Here is a 15,290-nt window from a genome sequence, read left to right as displayed (position 1 = left end):
AACTATGGAATCACTACAAGCAATTAAACAACGTTTTGAAATTATTGGTAACGATTTACAATTAAATCGTGCACTTGAAAAAGCAATTCGAGTTGCTCCTACTGATATTTCAGTATTGGTAACTGGTGAAAGTGGAGTTGGTAAAGAAAGTATTCCAAAAATAATTCATCATTTATCACATAGAAAACATGCAAAATACATTGCTGTAAACTGTGGTGCTATTCCTGAAGGAACAATTGACAGTGAACTTTTTGGCCATGAAAAAGGTGCTTTTACAGGAGCTACTACCACTCGAAAAGGATATTTTGAAGTAGCCGATGGTGGTACTATTTTTTTAGATGAAGTTGGTGAATTACCATTAACAACACAAGTACGTTTATTGCGTGTTTTAGAAAATGGTGAGTTTATAAAAGTAGGTTCATCACAAGTTCAAAAAACAAATGTTAGAATTGTTGCCGCTACCAATTTAAACATGCACGAAGGTATAGGAAAAGGAAAATTTAGAGAAGATTTATACTACCGTTTAAGCACTATTGAAATTACCTTACCTCCACTAAGAGAACGAAAAAATGATATTCATTTATTATTTCGAAAATTTGCTGCAGATTTTGCCCAAAAATATAAAATGCCAACTATTAGATTAACTGATGACGCTGTTAAAATTTTAGAAAATTATGGCTTTCCAGGAAATATTAGACAACTAAAAAATATTGCTGAACAAGTTTCAGTTGTTGAAGAAAATAGGCAAATAAATAGTCAAAGTTTAATGCAGTATTTACCTAGCAAAGGAACCAACTTACCTTCAGTAATTGACGAAAATAAATCGGCAAGTGATTTTTCTTCAGAAAGAGAAATTATGTATCAAATTTTATTTGATATGCGTAATGACATTAACGATTTAAAAAAATTGACGCTTGATTTAATGAAAAGTGACGACACTGTTAAAGTAAAAGAAGAAAACAAACATTTGATTCAAAAAATTTACAGTGAAAAAACTATTGAACAGCCAAAAGAAAATCAAATTGAAGTTGTAAGACTTCAAGATTCTTACGCAAACAATAGCAATATAGATGATGAGTACGAATTTGCTGAAACTATTGATGCTGACGAAAGCCTATCTATTCAAGACAAAGAAATTGAATTGATAAAAAAATCTTTAGAACGTAATAACGGCAAACGCAAAATGGCTGCCAAAGAATTAGGAATTTCAGAAAGAACACTGTACCGAAAAATTAAACAATACGATTTATAATTCTTTTATCAACTATTAATAAATTTAGTACTTTTACACAGTATCACAACTATTATAAATGAAAAAACTTAGTATCCTTCTTCTTTTTGTTCTAACATTTACCATTCAAAGCTGTGGTATTTATTCTTTTACAGGAACCAACTTACACCCTGATGTAAAAACAGTTCAAATAGATTATTTTCCTAACAATGCCATTTTGGTAGAACCTACTTTAAGTACTGTTTTTACTTTGGCGCTTCAAGATAAGTTTTTAACACAAACCAATTTAGAACTTGTAAAATCTAATGGTGACTTACAATTTGAAGGTGAAATTACGGGCTACAAAATAAATCCAATGACAGCTACGGCTGAACAAACAGCATCACAAAACAGAATTACAATTACTGTAAATGTTCGTTTCTATAACAATAAATTAGAAGAAGATAATTTTGAGCAAACGTTCTCATTTTATTATGATTTTGATGGAGACCAATCACTTACAGGTACATTGTTAACAGATGCTTATGATGAAATTTTGGAACGTATAACACAAGATATTTTTAACGCTTCAGTAGCAAAATGGTAAACTCATGAACAGCACAGACTTTACTAACTTACTACAAAACCCATCGCAAATTAACGCTTCAAAAACCGAGCTTTTAAATGAAGTTATTGAAATGTATCCCTATTTTCAATCTGCCAGAGCTATTCAATTAAAAGCACTTAAAACAACTAACAGTTTTAAATACAACCAAGCACTTAAAAAAACAGCTGCTTACACAACCGATCGTAAAGTTCTTTTTGATTTTATCACATCACAAAACTTTATTAAAAACACGTATAAAGAAATTCATGTTTTAGAAGAAATTGAAGTTATTGATCCAGAAACAATTGAGGCTTTACAAGAAAATATTGAAGAAATTACAGTAGAAGAAAATAATACACCTGCAACACAAAATGATGCTATTGAAGAACTTTTAGAAATAGGAAAACCAATTCAATTTAAAAGTACTGAACCTCATTCATTTAATGAATGGATGCAATTAATTTCGAAAAAAACTATTGACAGAACAGAAATTCAAACAAATACAACTAAAAAAAACACAAAAAACGAAGATAAATTTCATCTTATAGATAAATTTATTGAAGCCAAACCAAAAATAAAACCAGTTGATAAAAACGCTGTTTTTCAAGATATTACACCTAAGCAAACAGAAGAAAACGAAAGTTTAATGACCGAAACTTTAGCCAAAGTGTACCTAGAACAAAAAAAATACGGAAGCGCTATAAAAGCGTATCGCATTTTAAGTTTGAAATATCCAGAAAAAAGTGGTTTCTTTGCAGACCGAATTAAAGCAATAAAAACTTTACAAAAAAACAAGTCATGACATATACACTATTTTTAGTACTTATTATGATAGTAGCATTTTTGCTAATACTAATCATTATGGTTCAAAACCCAAAAGGTGGTGGATTATCTTCTTCTTTTGGAGGAGGAGGAACACAATCTTTAGGAGGTGTTCAAAACACAACAAATTTTTTAGATAAAAGTACTTGGACACTTTCAATAGTGTTATTAGCACTTATTTTATTATCTAACTTTGCAGCACCAAGAATTAATACTGTTGATACAAGTTCTGAAATTGAAAATACTATTGAAAACCGTGAGGTACAGGATGTAGAAAGCTTTCCTGCTACTGAACCAGTTTCGCAAGATTCAGTTCAATAATATTTTAAATAAAATATTTATAAATGCCAATGTGTTGTGACACGTTGGCATTTTTTTTATCCCAAAATTCTGTAAAAAGCACATTTGTCAGTAATCGCACATTGGCACAATTTTGGGAAGTTTAATTCAAGAATTAATAATTTTTAAACTAATTATAAAAATGAATAAAATTAACATTAAACCATTAGCAGATAGAGTTTTATTACAACCTGTTGAAGCCGAAACAACTACCGCTTCTGGACTTATAATTCCAGACTCAGCAAAAGAAAAGCAACAAAAAGGAACAGTTTTAGCCGTTGGAAACGGAACTAAAGATGAGCCAATGACTGTGAAAGTTGGTGATACAGTTTTATACGGTAAATATGCAGGTACTGAACTTGTTTTAGAAGGTACTGAGTATTTAATTATGAGAGAGAGTGATATTTTAGCAATTGTTTAAATTTCATATATAGCTATTTACGGTTGTAATTAGCTCAAAAAAACTTATAAAAATCAGCAAAAAGCAAAGGCGCAAAGCCAACAGCATTTTGCAAAAAAATATAATTAAAATGGCAAAAAATATAATTTTTGATATAGAAGCACGTGACGGATTAAAGCGTGGTGTTGACGCTTTAGCAAATGCAGTTAAAGTAACATTAGGTCCTAAAGGAAGAAATGTAGTTATTGGAAAAGCTTTTGGTGGCCCATCAATAACAAAAGATGGTGTAAGCGTAGCAAAGGAAATTGAATTAGAAGATTCTCTTGAAAATATGGGAGCTCAAATGGTAAAAGAAGTAGCTTCAAAAACCAACGATTTAGCCGGTGACGGAACAACTACTGCTACCGTTTTAGCACAAGCAATTGTAAAAGAAGGTTTAAAAAACGTTGCTGCAGGAGCAAATCCATTAGATTTAAAACGTGGAATTGACAAAGCTGTTGAAGCTATTGTTAAAAACTTACAAGAACAATCTGAAGAAGTTGGTAACCAATCAAACAAAATAAAACAAGTTGCATCTATTTCAGCAAATAATGATGATACTATTGGTGATTTAATTGCTGAAGCATTTGAAAAAGTTGGAAAAGAAGGTGTAATTACTGTTGAAGAGGCAAAAGGAACTACAACATATGTTGATATTGTTGAAGGTATGCAATTTGATAGAGGATACTTATCTCCTTACTTTGTTACAAACGCAGACAAAATGCTAACTGACTTAGAAAATCCTTACATTTTGTTATTTGAAAAGAAAATAACAAACCTTAAAGATTTACTTCCAATTTTAGAACCAGTTGCCCAAAGCGGTAAACCATTATTAATTATTGCTGAAGATGTTGAAGGAGAAGCTTTAGCTACTTTAGTAATGAATAAATTACGTGGTGCATTAAAAATTGCAGCTGTAAAAGCTCCAGGTTTTGGTGACCGTAGAAAAGCAATGTTAGAAGATGTTGCTATTTTAACTGGTGGAACTGTTATTTCTGAAGAAAGAGGTTTAAGTTTAGAAAACACTACTTTAGAAATGTTAGGTACTGCTGAAAGAGTAACTATTGACAAAGACAATACAACTATTGTAAATGGTGCTGGTGATGTAGATATTATTAAAGCTAGAGTTGCACAAATTAAAACTCAAATTGAAACTACAACTTCAGATTACGATAAAGAAAAACTTCAAGAGCGTTTGGCTAAATTAGCAGGTGGTGTTGCAGTTTTATATGTTGGTGCGCCAAGTGAAGTAGAAATGAAAGAGAAAAAAGACAGAGTAGATGATGCATTACACGCAACACGTGCTGCTGTTGAAGAAGGAATTGTTGCCGGTGGTGGTGTTGCTTTAGTTAGAACTATTGAAGTATTAAAATCAATCACTTCAGATAGTTTAGACGAAGTAACTGGTATTAAAATTTTAGCAAGAGCTATTGAAGAGCCATTACGTCAAATTGTTGAAAATGCTGGTGGTGAAGGTTCTGTTGTAGTAGCTAAAGTTATGGAAGGAGAAAATGATTTTGGATACAATGCTAAAACAGATGAGTACACTCAAATGCTAAAAGCTGGTATTATTGATCCTACTAAAGTTACAAGAGTTGCATTAGAAAATGCTGCTTCAGTTTCTGGTATGATTTTAACTACTGCGTGTACATTAGTTGACATTAAAGAAGATACTCCGGCTCCTGCTATGCCTCCAATGGGTGGTGGAATGCCTGGAATGATGTAATCATTCTTTTAATAAAAGAAAATATTTAAAACCACTTGATAGCAATCAAGTGGTTTTTTTATTGAAAAAATTAAAGATTACTAGCTGTTCACATTTAGTATAAGATAATTTTAAGTATTTTTGAAACGTATAATTCACAACCATAAATAATGAAAATTGAAGCAATTACAACTATTGAAGAATGTAGAAAAGTATTAACTTCTGAAATAAAAACATTTCCAGATTGGCCTGAAAAAGGTGTAAATTTTAAAGATGTCCAAAGTATTTTATTTAACCCAGAGTTAGCTTCAGTTACTTCACATTATTTAAAAGAACTACTACCAAAAAACGAAAACAACGAGTTTGAATTCAATAAAATATTGTGTTTTGACGCGCGTGGATTTTTATTTGGTTTTGATTTAGCGCAAGCTTCAAAAGCACCAATGATTTTAGCTAGAAAACCTGGAAAACTACCTGGAAAAGTAATTACTCAAATTTTCAAAAAAGAATACGGAACAGATGAAATTCAAGTACAAGAAAGGTTAATTGTACCTGGAGACAAAGTACTTATTCATGACGATTTATTAGCAACAGGTGGAACTGCAGGTGCAGCTGCCGAAATAATTTTAAAATGTGGTGCTGAAATTGCCGGATTTAACTTTATTATGGATCTTACTTTTTTACCAGGACGAAAAGAACTTCAAAAATATGTTTCAAATTCAAAAATTAAAGCCCTTTTAGAATTTTAATTTTAAAAATACCTATATAAAAAAGCCAGATTAGTATTTACTAATCTGGCTTTTTATTTTATAGCTAGTGCAAACTTTAAGCTTTACACTCGCAAGATCCTGGTTCACATTTAGTACAACCTTCAGCTTTAGCCACAACTTTTTCCGATTTACAAGTTGAAGCTGCTGTATCGCATTTACCACATTCTTTTGCTACAGAAGCAGTTTCAGTGTTGCATTGGCATTTTCCATCTTCACAAGTACACTCATCACCATCTTTACAAGTACAACTTTCAGCATGTTTTAATTTAACTGATTGCTTCTTTAAGTCCATTTTACAAACTGGACAAGCACCAGCTTCTTCATACGATTTTCCTTCTTCACAATCCATTGGGCACTTAAAAACTTCACTTGAAGCAATAGCATCCTCACTTTTATGTTCGTGTTCCTCGTGAATTTCAATCTCAACTTCTTCTTTCTTTGTTTCTTTACAAGATGTAAACATTACCGCTATTGAAAAGATAGCAGCTACTAATAACATTGATTTTTTCATTTTTTATACGTTTTATTTTAATTAACAATCTAATTGATTGTAAAAATACTAAAATAAAACTTATGTAACATAGGTATCATAATTAATTACGCTGCTTCAAATTTTGATAATAAAAAGCTGGAAGTAAAATAAAAACAAAAAGAGGATGAATTAAGAACCTTCTTATATAAAACAACAACATATTGCTATTTATATTAAAATAGAGAATTAAAAATAAAAATAAACCAAGTATTAAAAAGGCCAACAAATAAAACTTAACAGAAAATACTAAATACTCTAAATTACTAAATACCAAATAAATAACACCTAAAGAAACTATAGTGTTTAAAAAGTACCTAAAGCCTAAATGTAAAAAAAAGCGTCCAAAATTAATGGTTGGAATTGAAATATGTAAATAGTCACCCAAAAAATAATCATGCAAAGGATCGTAAAAAAATGGCGCTACAAAACCTCTAATTGCAATTAAAATTGCAACTAAAAATACAATGAATACAAAACGTATTATTTTATTCATTTCTTCAATTTTGAAAATTTTTGGATCCACACAAACCACAACAAAAACGTAATTCCGTAAATTATTGAAGGGAAAAGCAAATCGTGTAAAACATACTGGTAATTGGGATATTTGTACAAGGCAATACAAATAATTGCAATTCGTAACACATTAATGGCGTAGATAATAAAACTTCCAATAACAATATATAAAAAGGTAGGCCAAAATGTTGTTGAAAAAGAAACTATAAATGAAATAAATAAAATTATAATACTAATTGCATTACAACCTTCAATAACACGTGCAATAATTACATTATTTAAAGTTAAATTCAATGACAATTCATTTGGATGCTGTGCTACTGAAGCCTCATAACCAAATGTATTTAAAACAGCTACAGTTTGATTGGCTACAGTTTCAGTAATTGGTGCGCAAGTAAAAAAATTAGAAGTGTGTTGAGTGTTGTTTAAATACAAGCCGTATAAAAAAGATAACAGCGCATAGGTACCAAAAAACTTTATCAAAAAAAATACAATAAATTTATTACTTTTCACCAAAAAAGAATTTTAAATTTGCATAAAACTACAAATTAAAAATGAACATTACTCCATTAAAAAATTCGGTAAATAATATTTTTAGTCAAGATACTTCAACTTCAAAAAAACTACAGCAAGTATGTGATTATTTAAAACAAGAAATTCCATATTACGATTGGGTTGGGTTTTATTTCAAAAACGGAGATAAAGACGAATTGAAATTAGCAGAATTCGCAGGAGAACCAACAGACCATGTAATTATACCTTTTGGAAAAGGAATTTGTGGACAAGTTGCAGTGAGTAATGAAAATTATGTAGTTCCTGATGTTACAGCACAAGACAATTATATTTCTTGCGGATGGAAAGTAAAAAGTGAAATTGTAATACCAATATTTGTAAACAATGAGAATATTGGGCAAATTGATATTGATTCTCACACCATTGATCCTTTCTCAAAAGAAGATGAATTATTACTAGAATTTGTTTGTGAAAAAGTATCTGAACAGTATTCAAAAAACACCACAGCTTAAGGTTTAGTATCTAACTGATAATCAACACAAAAAAACATTTAAAAGTAAATTTATTTTCATTCTTTTTTTATATTGAAAAATAAACAGAAACCTTTAAAATTATCCTCTAATTTGTATTGTATAAATAGCTGATAATTATTAGCTTTGCGCAAAAGCAACAATACACCACATGAACACAACTAAAAAAGCAAAAAGCGCATTAATTTCGGTATTTCACAAAGATGGTTTAGAACCAATTATTCACAAATTAAATGATCTTGGAATCACCATTTATTCAACTGGAGGAACAGAAAAATTCATTAATGATTTAGGTATTAACGTTGTACCTGTTGAAGAATTAACATCATATCCATCAATTCTAGGAGGAAGAGTTAAAACATTACACCCAAAAGTTTTTGGTGGAATTTTAGCAAGAAGAGAAAATGAAAACGACTTAGCTCAATTAGGTGAATTTGAAATCCCTGAAATTGACATTGTAATTGTTGATTTATATCCTTTCGAAAAAACAGTAGCAAGTAAAGCTCCTGAACAAGATATTATTGAAAAAATTGATATTGGTGGTATTTCTTTAATTAGAGCAGCTGCAAAAAACTTTAAAGATGTTATTTGTGTTTCATCTATGAATCAATACGATGAATTTTTACAAATAATGACAGATAATAACGGAACAACAACTATTGCTGACCGTAAAAATTTCGCTGCAAAATCTTTTGCTGTTTCAAGTCATTATGACACTGCTATTTTCAATTACTTAAATGATGATGAACCTGTATTTAGACAAAGTTTTGATGTTTCAAAACAATTGCGTTACGGAGAAAACCCTCACCAAAAAGGATTCTTTTATGGAAACTTAGATGAGTTATTTGAAAAATTACACGGAAAAGAACTTTCTTTCAATAACTTATTAGATGTTGACGCTGCCGTAAACTTAATTAAAGAGTTTAAAGGAGAAGCTCCAACATTTGCTATTTTAAAACACAACAATGCTTGTGGATTTGCACAAAGAGAAACATTAGTACAAGCTTATGTTGATGCATTGGCCGGAGATCCTACTTCAGCATTTGGTGGTGTTTTAATTGCCAACCAAGAAATTGATGAAGCAACTGCTACAGAAATTCACAGTTTATTTTGTGAAGTTGTTATTGCACCGTCATTCTCTGAAGCTGCATTACAAATATTAAAAGGAAAGAAAAACAGAATTCTTTTAATTCAAAAAGAAGTAGAATTTCCAAATATCAGCTACCGAACTGCACTAAATGGAGTGTTAGCGCAAGACCCAAATAATATTACAGATACTAAAGAGGGATTAAAAAACGTTACTAATAGAATTGTTACTGATTCAGAAATTGAAGATTTATTATTTGCTTCAAAAATATGTAAGCATACAAAATCTAATACCATTATCTTAGTTAAAAACAAACAACTATGCGCAGGTGGTACAGGTCAAACATCAAGAGTTGATGCTTTAGAACAAGCAATTACCAAAGCAAAAACATTTAATTTTGATTTAAATGGAGCCGTAATGGCAAGTGATGCATTTTTCCCATTTCCTGATTGCGTAGAAATTGCAGGAAAACAAGGAATACAAGCTGTAATACAGCCAGGAGGTTCAATCAAAGATCAATTATCTATTGATTATTGTAATGAACACAATATTGGAATGGTATTTACAGGAACACGTCATTTCAAGCACTAATTTTAGTAACTTTGAAAGGATAGAATAAGAATTTAAAAAAACAATAAATAAAATATGGGTTTTTTCGACTTTATGACGGAAGACATTGCCATTGACTTAGGTACGGCAAATACGTTAATTATTCACGATGGAAAAGTAATTGTTGATGCTCCATCAATAGTTGCACGTGATAGAATTTCGGGGAAAATAATTGCCACTGGTCAAAAAGCTAGTTTAATGCAAGGAAAAACTCATGAAAATATTAAAACTATTAGACCTTTAAAAGATGGTGTAATTGCAGATTTTGAAGCTTCGGAACAAATGATAAAAGAATTTATCAAAAACATTCCAAGCATTAAAAAGAAATTTTTTACACCATCTTTAAGAATGGTTATTTGTATTCCTTCTGGTATTACGGAGGTTGAAAAAAGAGCGGTAATTGACTCTGCCGAACATATGAATGCCAAAGATATTTATCTAATTCATGAACCAATGGCGGCAGCTATAGGTATTGGTATTGATATTATGGAACCTAAAGGAAATATGATTATTGATATTGGTGGTGGTACAACTGAAATTGCTGTAATTGCTTTAGGAGGAATTGTTTGCGACAAATCAGTAAAAGTTGCAGGTGATGTTTTTACTGCTGATATTGCGTACTACATGAGAACCCAACACAATTTATACGTTGGTGAACGTACAGCTGAAAAAATTAAAATTCAAATTGGTGCAGCTACTGAAGATTTAGAAACACCGCCTGAAGATATGCTAGTTCAAGGACGTGATTTACTAAGCGGAAAACCAAAACAAGTTCAAGTTTCATTTAGAGAAATTTCTAAAGCCTTAGATAAATCAATTTTAAGAATCGAAGATGCTGTTATGGAAACTCTTTCAAGAACACCTCCTGAATTGGCGGCTGATATTTATAATACCGGAATTTATTTAGCTGGTGGAGGATCTATGTTACGTGGGTTAGACAAACGTTTATCTAGAAAAACAGACTTACCTGTTTATGTTGCCGAAGACCCTTTAAGAGCAGTTGTTAGAGGAACTGGTATTGCGTTAAAAGAGCTTGATAAATTTAAAAATGTATTAATGAAATAATACATTTTATAGAATTACTATATGCAGCAAATTATTTATTTTTTTAAAAAATTCAGATTTTTTCTGCTTTTTTTGCTGCTTGAAATTGTAGGCTTATACTTTACCATTCAACATCACTCCTATCATAAAAGTAAATTTGTAAGTTCAGCAAATGCAATTACTGGCGGAATTTATAAAAAAACCACTGCAATATCAGATTACTTTCATTTAAAAGCAGAAAACAAACTGCTAAACGAAGAAAATACCCGTTTAAAAAATTTATTAGAAAATAAAGAAGTTGAGTATTCCGTTAATTTTTTAGTTAAAGATTCTACAAAATACACTAAAAAATACGAATATATTGCTGCTAAAATTATTAAAAACGATTACACCAAAAGAAATAATTTTTTAACCTTAAACAAAGGTACAGAACAAGGATTAGCTTCAGATATGGGTGTAATAAATGGCAAAGGAATAATTGGTGTTGTTAAAAACATTTCTGCCAACTATGCCTCTGTTTTATCTATTTTAAATAAAACTTCTAAAATAAATGTAAGTTTAAAAAATAGTGATCATTTTGGAACACTTATTTGGAATGGTGAAGATTACAACATTTTACAAATATCAGATATTCCTAGGCAAGCCCAATTAAAAATTGGAGACACAATTTTAACTGGTGGTAAATCTGTAATATTTCCCGAAGGAATTCTTGTTGGTACTATTAAAGATTTTAAGTTTGAGAATAACCAATATCAAGAAATTAACGTACAGTTATTTAATGATATGAGTGCACTTGGCCATGTTCAAGTAATTAAAAATCTTGAGAAAGAAGAATATAAAAAATTAGAACAAACCCTTTTAAATGAATAATATCATTTTAACAAATAGTTTCCGCTTTATAGCCTTGTTACTTTTGCAAGTGTTTGTATTCAACCATATTCATTTGTTTGGTTATGTAAATCCGCTAGTTTACATAGCTTGGATATTTCTTTTTCCTATTCGAAAAAACATTAATCTATTTCTAATTTTAAGCTTTTTACTTGGATTGTCTGTTGATTTTTTTTCAGATTCAGGAGGAATTAATGCAACGGCCATTGTATTTATTGCGTTTATTAGATTACCTCTTTTAAAAACAATTTTAGGAAAGTCAGATTTTGATTATCTTTTATTTAATTTAAGAACTATTGCTTTTAGCAAAGCACTTTTATTTATTTCAATTTTAACAATAATTCATCATTTTATCGTTTTTAGTTTATCATACTTCAGCTTTGAAGATTTATTAACGATTGTTTCTCGCTCTTTAACTACAAGTATTTTTAGTATACTTATTATATTGCTAGGAATTACTTTATTTACAAAAAAGAAATAAATGAAAAGAATAGGTTTATTATCAATAGTAATTATCCTTGTTGGAATTATTTTTATTGGTCGTTTATTTTATTTACAAATTTTAAGTAACTCATACCAACTACATCCTTTAAATAATTCAGCAGTTAAAGTAACTTATGATTATCCTGAAAGAGGCTATATTTACGATAGAAATGGACTTTTATTAGTTGCCAATCAACTTTCTTATGATATCATGATTATTCCAAGAGAAGTAAAACCCTTGGATACACTTGAGTTTTGTACATTATTAAAAATTACCAAAGAAGATTTTTTAAAAAAGTTTAAAAGAGCTAAAAGGTACTCTTCAAGAATACCTTCAACATTTGTACCTCAACTTTCAAAATCTGATTATGCTTATTTACAAGAAAAAATGCATAAATTTAAAGGGTTTTACATTCAAAAAAGATCATTAAGAGAATATCCTGTAAAATCTGCTCCCAATGTTTTAGGTTATATTAGCGAAGTAAATGAAGCTATTATAAATAAAAATCCATATTACCAATTAGGAGAATTAATTGGCACAGCTGGTGTTGAAAAAACGTATGAAAAAACGCTAAGAGGAACTAAAGGTGTAAAATATATTCAACGAGATCGATTCAATAAAGAAATTGGTCCGTATAAAAATGGAATTTATGATACACTTCCAATACCAGGGAACGATGTTACTTTAACTATTGATGGTATTTTACAACAATACGGCGAATCATTAATGGCACATAAACGAGGCGGAATTGTAGCAATTGAACCTTCATCAGGTGAAATTTTAGCATTGGTTTCTACTCCAACTTACGACCCAAATTTAATGGTTGGAAGAGATCGTTCTAAAAATTTCACAAAAATGTATCTTGATAGCGTTAGTAAACCTTTATTAGATCGAGGTTTACAAGGAGAATACCCTCCAGGATCGCCATTTAAAGTTATTACCGCATTGGTTGCATTACAAGAAAATGTTATCAATTCTTCCACAGCTATTAAATGTTTTGGAGGCTATAAATATGGATCAGGAAAAGGTGCGTTTATGGAATGCCATTGCGGAACTCATGGAAGCCCCGTTCTCTTAGATAAAGCAATTTATAGATCTTGCAATAGTTATTTTGCCAATGCGTATCGTAAATCTATTGAAAAATATCCTTCATCTTCTGAAGGAATGAATATTTGGAGTAATCACGTGAAAAGTTTTGGCTTAGGAAATTATTTAAATAATGATTTATCTGTAGGTCAAAAAGGTTTGGTACCAACCGGTAATTTTTACGATAGATGGTATCCTAATTCTAGGTGGACAGCCACATATAATATCTCCAACGCAATAGGTCAAGGTGAAATATTAACCACTCCTATTCAATTGGCTAATATGACCGCAGCAGTTGCAAACAGAGGATTTTATTATACACCTCATATTGTAAAAAATATAGCTGGAGTAGAATTAGACCCAAAGTTTAAAACTAAAAAACAAACATCTATTGATGAAAAATATTTTGAACCAGTTATAGAAGGTTTATTTAATGTATTTGAAAACCCAAATGGTACAGCTACTTGGTCTCGTGTAAAAGGTATTGAAATTTGTGGAAAAACGGGAACTGCAGAAAATCCTCACGGACAAGATCACTCCATTTTTATAGCTTTTGCCCCTAAAGAAAATCCAAAAATTGCGCTTGCGGTATTTGTAGAAAACGGATATTGGGGATCGCGTTGGGCAGGTCCAATAGCAACATTAATGATTGAAAAATATTTAAACGGAGGCACAACTAGACCTAGAGAAGAAAAGCGCATGTTAGAAGGAAGTTTAGAAGAAGAATATGCAAAACAATTAATAGAAACATTAGAAGTTGAGAAGTAGAAAAACAAATATATTTCACGGAATTGATTGGGTATTGGTACTCTTTTATTTTGCGCTGGTGTTTATTGGGTGGATAAATATTTATTCAGCCACAAACACTGAAGAAAACCTTAATTTGATAAACTTCTCTACAGAATACGGAAAACAATTGGTTTGGATTGCACTAAGTATTCCGTTAATTCTTTTAATTCTGTTATTTGAGGCCAAATTCTACGAAAAATATGCATCTATTATTTACTTAATAAGTTTGTTTTCATTAGTAGGATTATTTCTTTTCGGAAAAAATATAAATGGTGCTACCTCTTGGTATAATTTAGGTGTTTTTAGTTTACAGCCTTCTGAATTTGTAAAAGCCGCCGTAGGTTTGGCAATTGCGAAATTGGTAAGTGACAAACAGTTTAATTTAAAAAAATTAAATACCCAACTACAAGCATTTATTGTGCTTTTTTTACCTGCAATTTTAATTACATTACAACCAGATCCGGGTTCAGCGTTGGTATATTCAGCTTTTATATTTGTTTTGTACCGTGAAGGTTTACCATTTTATTACGTAACTGTAGGTTTTATTGCGGCAACCTTATTTGTTACTACTTTATATTTTGGCTACTTATATACTTTTATAGCTGTATTTGCTTTATTTCTTATTATACTACTCTACTTTAATTTTTATAGAAAAAAAGCATTAAAAACCGGTTGGGTAAAAATTATTGGATTGTTTTTAACGGTAGTTGTATTTATTTTTAGTGTTGATTTTGTTTTTAATCATGTATTTGAACAACGTCACAGAGACAGATTTAATATTCTTTTAGGGAAAACAACCGATATTAAAAATATTGGATACAACACTAACCAATCTGTTACTACAATTGCTTCAGGTGGATTTTCAGGAAAAGGATTTTTACAAGGAGAACGCACGCAAGGTAATTTTGTTCCTGAACACCAAACCGATTATATATTTACCATTATTGGTGAAGAGTGGGGCTTTTTAGGTAGTACTTTTGTAATTGTTTTATTTATTCTTTTCTTTTTAAGAATAATTAGGACTGCTGAAAAGCAAAAATCAAAATTTAGCAGAGTTTATGGCTACAGTATTGCTGCAATATTATTCACACATTTTACCATTAATATTGGTATGGCAATTGGTTTATTACCAACCATTGGAATTCCGTTACCATTTTTTAGCTATGGTGGTTCTGCTTTATGGGGTTTTACTGTGCTTCTATTTATATTTATTCGCTTGGATGCCAATAAATCATACGAGTGGTAAACAAACTGCTTAAGAAGTATTTCAACTATCTTTAATCATTCTACAAGCAGTGTAACAATCGATTTACTAATCTAATA

General features: G+C 30.4%; 17 protein-coding genes. 14 read left to right on the top strand and 3 right to left on the bottom strand.

Features of this window, described 5'->3' with window-relative positions; translation table 11 throughout:
- The first annotated feature begins 4 nt into the window (after positions 1–4).
- The 7 genes from ACFQ5N_RS05985 to ACFQ5N_RS05955 all read left to right on the top strand — a co-directional run bounded on the left by ACFQ5N_RS05985 (position 5) and on the right by ACFQ5N_RS05955 (position 5,871).
- Complete coding sequence (locus tag ACFQ5N_RS05985; RefSeq protein ID WP_386808580.1) at positions 5–1,252, top strand: sigma-54 interaction domain-containing protein; 1,248 nt, start codon at positions 5–7, stop codon at positions 1,250–1,252.
- Positions 1,253–1,310: 58 nt separating this feature from the next.
- Positions 1,311–1,817 carry an LptE family protein gene (locus ACFQ5N_RS05980; RefSeq protein ID WP_386808579.1) on the top strand — a complete coding sequence of 169 codons (507 nt, stop codon included), beginning with the start codon at positions 1,311–1,313 and terminating at the stop codon, positions 1,815–1,817.
- A 4-nt stretch (positions 1,818–1,821) separates the two neighbouring features.
- A complete protein-coding gene (locus ACFQ5N_RS05975) occupies positions 1,822–2,619 on the top strand; it encodes a hypothetical protein (protein WP_386808578.1) in 798 nt (265 codons plus the stop codon).
- Positions 2,616–2,960, top strand: coding sequence for a preprotein translocase subunit SecG (gene secG, locus ACFQ5N_RS05970; protein ID WP_386808577.1), 345 nt, complete (start codon positions 2,616–2,618; stop codon positions 2,958–2,960). The genes ACFQ5N_RS05975 and secG overlap by 4 nt, the downstream gene beginning before the upstream one ends.
- Positions 2,961–3,120: 160 nt before the next feature.
- Complete coding sequence (locus ACFQ5N_RS05965; RefSeq protein WP_386808576.1) at positions 3,121–3,399, top strand: co-chaperone GroES; 279 nt, start codon at positions 3,121–3,123, stop codon at positions 3,397–3,399.
- A 109-nt stretch (positions 3,400–3,508) separates the two neighbouring features.
- Positions 3,509–5,143, top strand: a complete 1,635-nt coding sequence (gene groL / locus ACFQ5N_RS05960) for a chaperonin GroEL (protein ID WP_386808575.1) — start codon at positions 3,509–3,511, stop codon at positions 5,141–5,143.
- 149 nt (positions 5,144–5,292) lie between these two features.
- Complete coding sequence (locus tag ACFQ5N_RS05955) at positions 5,293–5,871, top strand: adenine phosphoribosyltransferase (protein WP_386808574.1); 579 nt, start codon at positions 5,293–5,295, stop codon at positions 5,869–5,871.
- Positions 5,872–5,947: 76 nt separating this feature from the next.
- Here ACFQ5N_RS05955 and ACFQ5N_RS05950 read toward each other — a convergent pair whose 3' ends face one another.
- The 3 genes from ACFQ5N_RS05950 to xrtF all read right to left on the bottom strand — a co-directional run bounded on the left by ACFQ5N_RS05950 (position 5,948) and on the right by xrtF (position 7,450).
- Positions 5,948–6,403: a heavy metal-binding domain-containing protein gene (locus tag ACFQ5N_RS05950; RefSeq protein WP_386808573.1), complete on the bottom strand. Its 456-nt coding sequence runs from the start codon at positions 6,401–6,403 to the stop codon at positions 5,948–5,950.
- 82 nt (positions 6,404–6,485) lie between these two features.
- The gene (locus ACFQ5N_RS05945) at positions 6,486–6,917 is read right to left on the bottom strand and encodes an exosortase F system-associated membrane protein (protein WP_386808572.1); all 432 of its coding nucleotides are present in this window, start codon (positions 6,915–6,917) and stop codon (positions 6,486–6,488) included.
- Entirely contained in the window at positions 6,914–7,450 is a 537-nt protein-coding gene (gene xrtF / locus ACFQ5N_RS05940) for an exosortase family protein XrtF (protein WP_386808571.1), read from the bottom strand. The genes ACFQ5N_RS05945 and xrtF overlap by 4 nt, the downstream gene beginning before the upstream one ends.
- Positions 7,451–7,491: 41 nt before the next feature.
- Between xrtF and ACFQ5N_RS05935 the strand changes: the two genes are divergently transcribed.
- The 7 genes from ACFQ5N_RS05935 (at position 7,492) to rodA (ending at position 15,213) form a co-directional block, all read left to right on the top strand.
- Entirely contained in the window at positions 7,492–7,962 is a 471-nt protein-coding gene (locus tag ACFQ5N_RS05935; protein WP_386808570.1) for a GAF domain-containing protein, read from the top strand.
- A 169-nt stretch (positions 7,963–8,131) separates the two neighbouring features.
- Positions 8,132–9,658, top strand: a complete 1,527-nt coding sequence (gene purH / locus ACFQ5N_RS05930; protein ID WP_386808569.1) for a bifunctional phosphoribosylaminoimidazolecarboxamide formyltransferase/IMP cyclohydrolase — start codon at positions 8,132–8,134, stop codon at positions 9,656–9,658.
- A gap of 54 nt (positions 9,659–9,712) precedes the next feature.
- Positions 9,713–10,741: a rod shape-determining protein gene (locus ACFQ5N_RS05925; RefSeq protein WP_386808568.1), complete on the top strand. Its 1,029-nt coding sequence runs from the start codon at positions 9,713–9,715 to the stop codon at positions 10,739–10,741.
- A 21-nt stretch (positions 10,742–10,762) separates the two neighbouring features.
- Positions 10,763–11,590, top strand: a complete 828-nt coding sequence (mreC, locus tag ACFQ5N_RS05920; RefSeq protein ID WP_386808567.1) for a rod shape-determining protein MreC — start codon at positions 10,763–10,765, stop codon at positions 11,588–11,590.
- Positions 11,583–12,089, top strand: coding sequence for a rod shape-determining protein MreD (mreD, locus tag ACFQ5N_RS05915; protein ID WP_386808566.1), 507 nt, complete (start codon positions 11,583–11,585; stop codon positions 12,087–12,089). The genes mreC and mreD overlap by 8 nt, the downstream gene beginning before the upstream one ends.
- The gene (gene mrdA / locus ACFQ5N_RS05910) at positions 12,090–13,946 is read left to right on the top strand and encodes a penicillin-binding protein 2 (protein WP_386808565.1); all 1,857 of its coding nucleotides are present in this window, start codon (positions 12,090–12,092) and stop codon (positions 13,944–13,946) included.
- A complete protein-coding gene (gene rodA / locus ACFQ5N_RS05905; RefSeq protein ID WP_386808564.1) occupies positions 13,936–15,213 on the top strand; it encodes a rod shape-determining protein RodA in 1,278 nt (425 codons plus the stop codon). Before mrdA ends, rodA begins: the two co-directional genes overlap by 11 nt.
- Positions 15,214–15,290: the final 77 nt, after the last annotated feature.

Source organism: Lutibacter holmesii, from assembly GCF_042679665.1.
Classification (GTDB): Bacteria; Bacteroidota; Bacteroidia; order Flavobacteriales; family Flavobacteriaceae; genus Lutibacter; species Lutibacter holmesii.
Note: the sequence above shows the minus strand (reverse complement) of the source record. Positions and strands in the feature narration are given on the sequence as shown.

Excerpts from the sequence above, each read along its gene's own strand:
- ACFQ5N_RS05985 (WP_386808580.1), top strand. The coding sequence starts at position 5 with ATGGAATCACTACAAGCAATTAAACAACGTTTTGAAATTATTGGTAAC.
- ACFQ5N_RS05980 (WP_386808579.1), top strand. The coding sequence starts at position 1,311 with ATGAAAAAACTTAGTATCCTTCTTCTTTTTGTTCTAACATTTACCATT.
- ACFQ5N_RS05975 (WP_386808578.1), top strand. The coding sequence starts at position 1,822 with ATGAACAGCACAGACTTTACTAACTTACTACAAAACCCATCGCAAATT.
- secG (WP_386808577.1), top strand. The coding sequence starts at position 2,616 with ATGACATATACACTATTTTTAGTACTTATTATGATAGTAGCATTTTTG.
- ACFQ5N_RS05965 (WP_386808576.1), top strand. The coding sequence starts at position 3,121 with ATGAATAAAATTAACATTAAACCATTAGCAGATAGAGTTTTATTACAA.
- groL (WP_386808575.1), top strand. The coding sequence starts at position 3,509 with ATGGCAAAAAATATAATTTTTGATATAGAAGCACGTGACGGATTAAAG.
- ACFQ5N_RS05955 (WP_386808574.1), top strand. The coding sequence starts at position 5,293 with ATGAAAATTGAAGCAATTACAACTATTGAAGAATGTAGAAAAGTATTA.
- ACFQ5N_RS05950 (WP_386808573.1), bottom strand. The coding sequence starts at position 6,403 with ATGAAAAAATCAATGTTATTAGTAGCTGCTATCTTTTCAATAGCGGTA.
- ACFQ5N_RS05945 (WP_386808572.1), bottom strand. The coding sequence starts at position 6,917 with ATGAATAAAATAATACGTTTTGTATTCATTGTATTTTTAGTTGCAATT.
- ACFQ5N_RS05935 (WP_386808570.1), top strand. The coding sequence starts at position 7,492 with ATGAACATTACTCCATTAAAAAATTCGGTAAATAATATTTTTAGTCAA.
- purH (WP_386808569.1), top strand. The coding sequence starts at position 8,132 with ATGAACACAACTAAAAAAGCAAAAAGCGCATTAATTTCGGTATTTCAC.
- ACFQ5N_RS05925 (WP_386808568.1), top strand. The coding sequence starts at position 9,713 with ATGGGTTTTTTCGACTTTATGACGGAAGACATTGCCATTGACTTAGGT.
- mreC (WP_386808567.1), top strand. The coding sequence starts at position 10,763 with ATGCAGCAAATTATTTATTTTTTTAAAAAATTCAGATTTTTTCTGCTT.
- mreD (WP_386808566.1), top strand. The coding sequence starts at position 11,583 with ATGAATAATATCATTTTAACAAATAGTTTCCGCTTTATAGCCTTGTTA.
- mrdA (WP_386808565.1), top strand. The coding sequence starts at position 12,090 with ATGAAAAGAATAGGTTTATTATCAATAGTAATTATCCTTGTTGGAATT.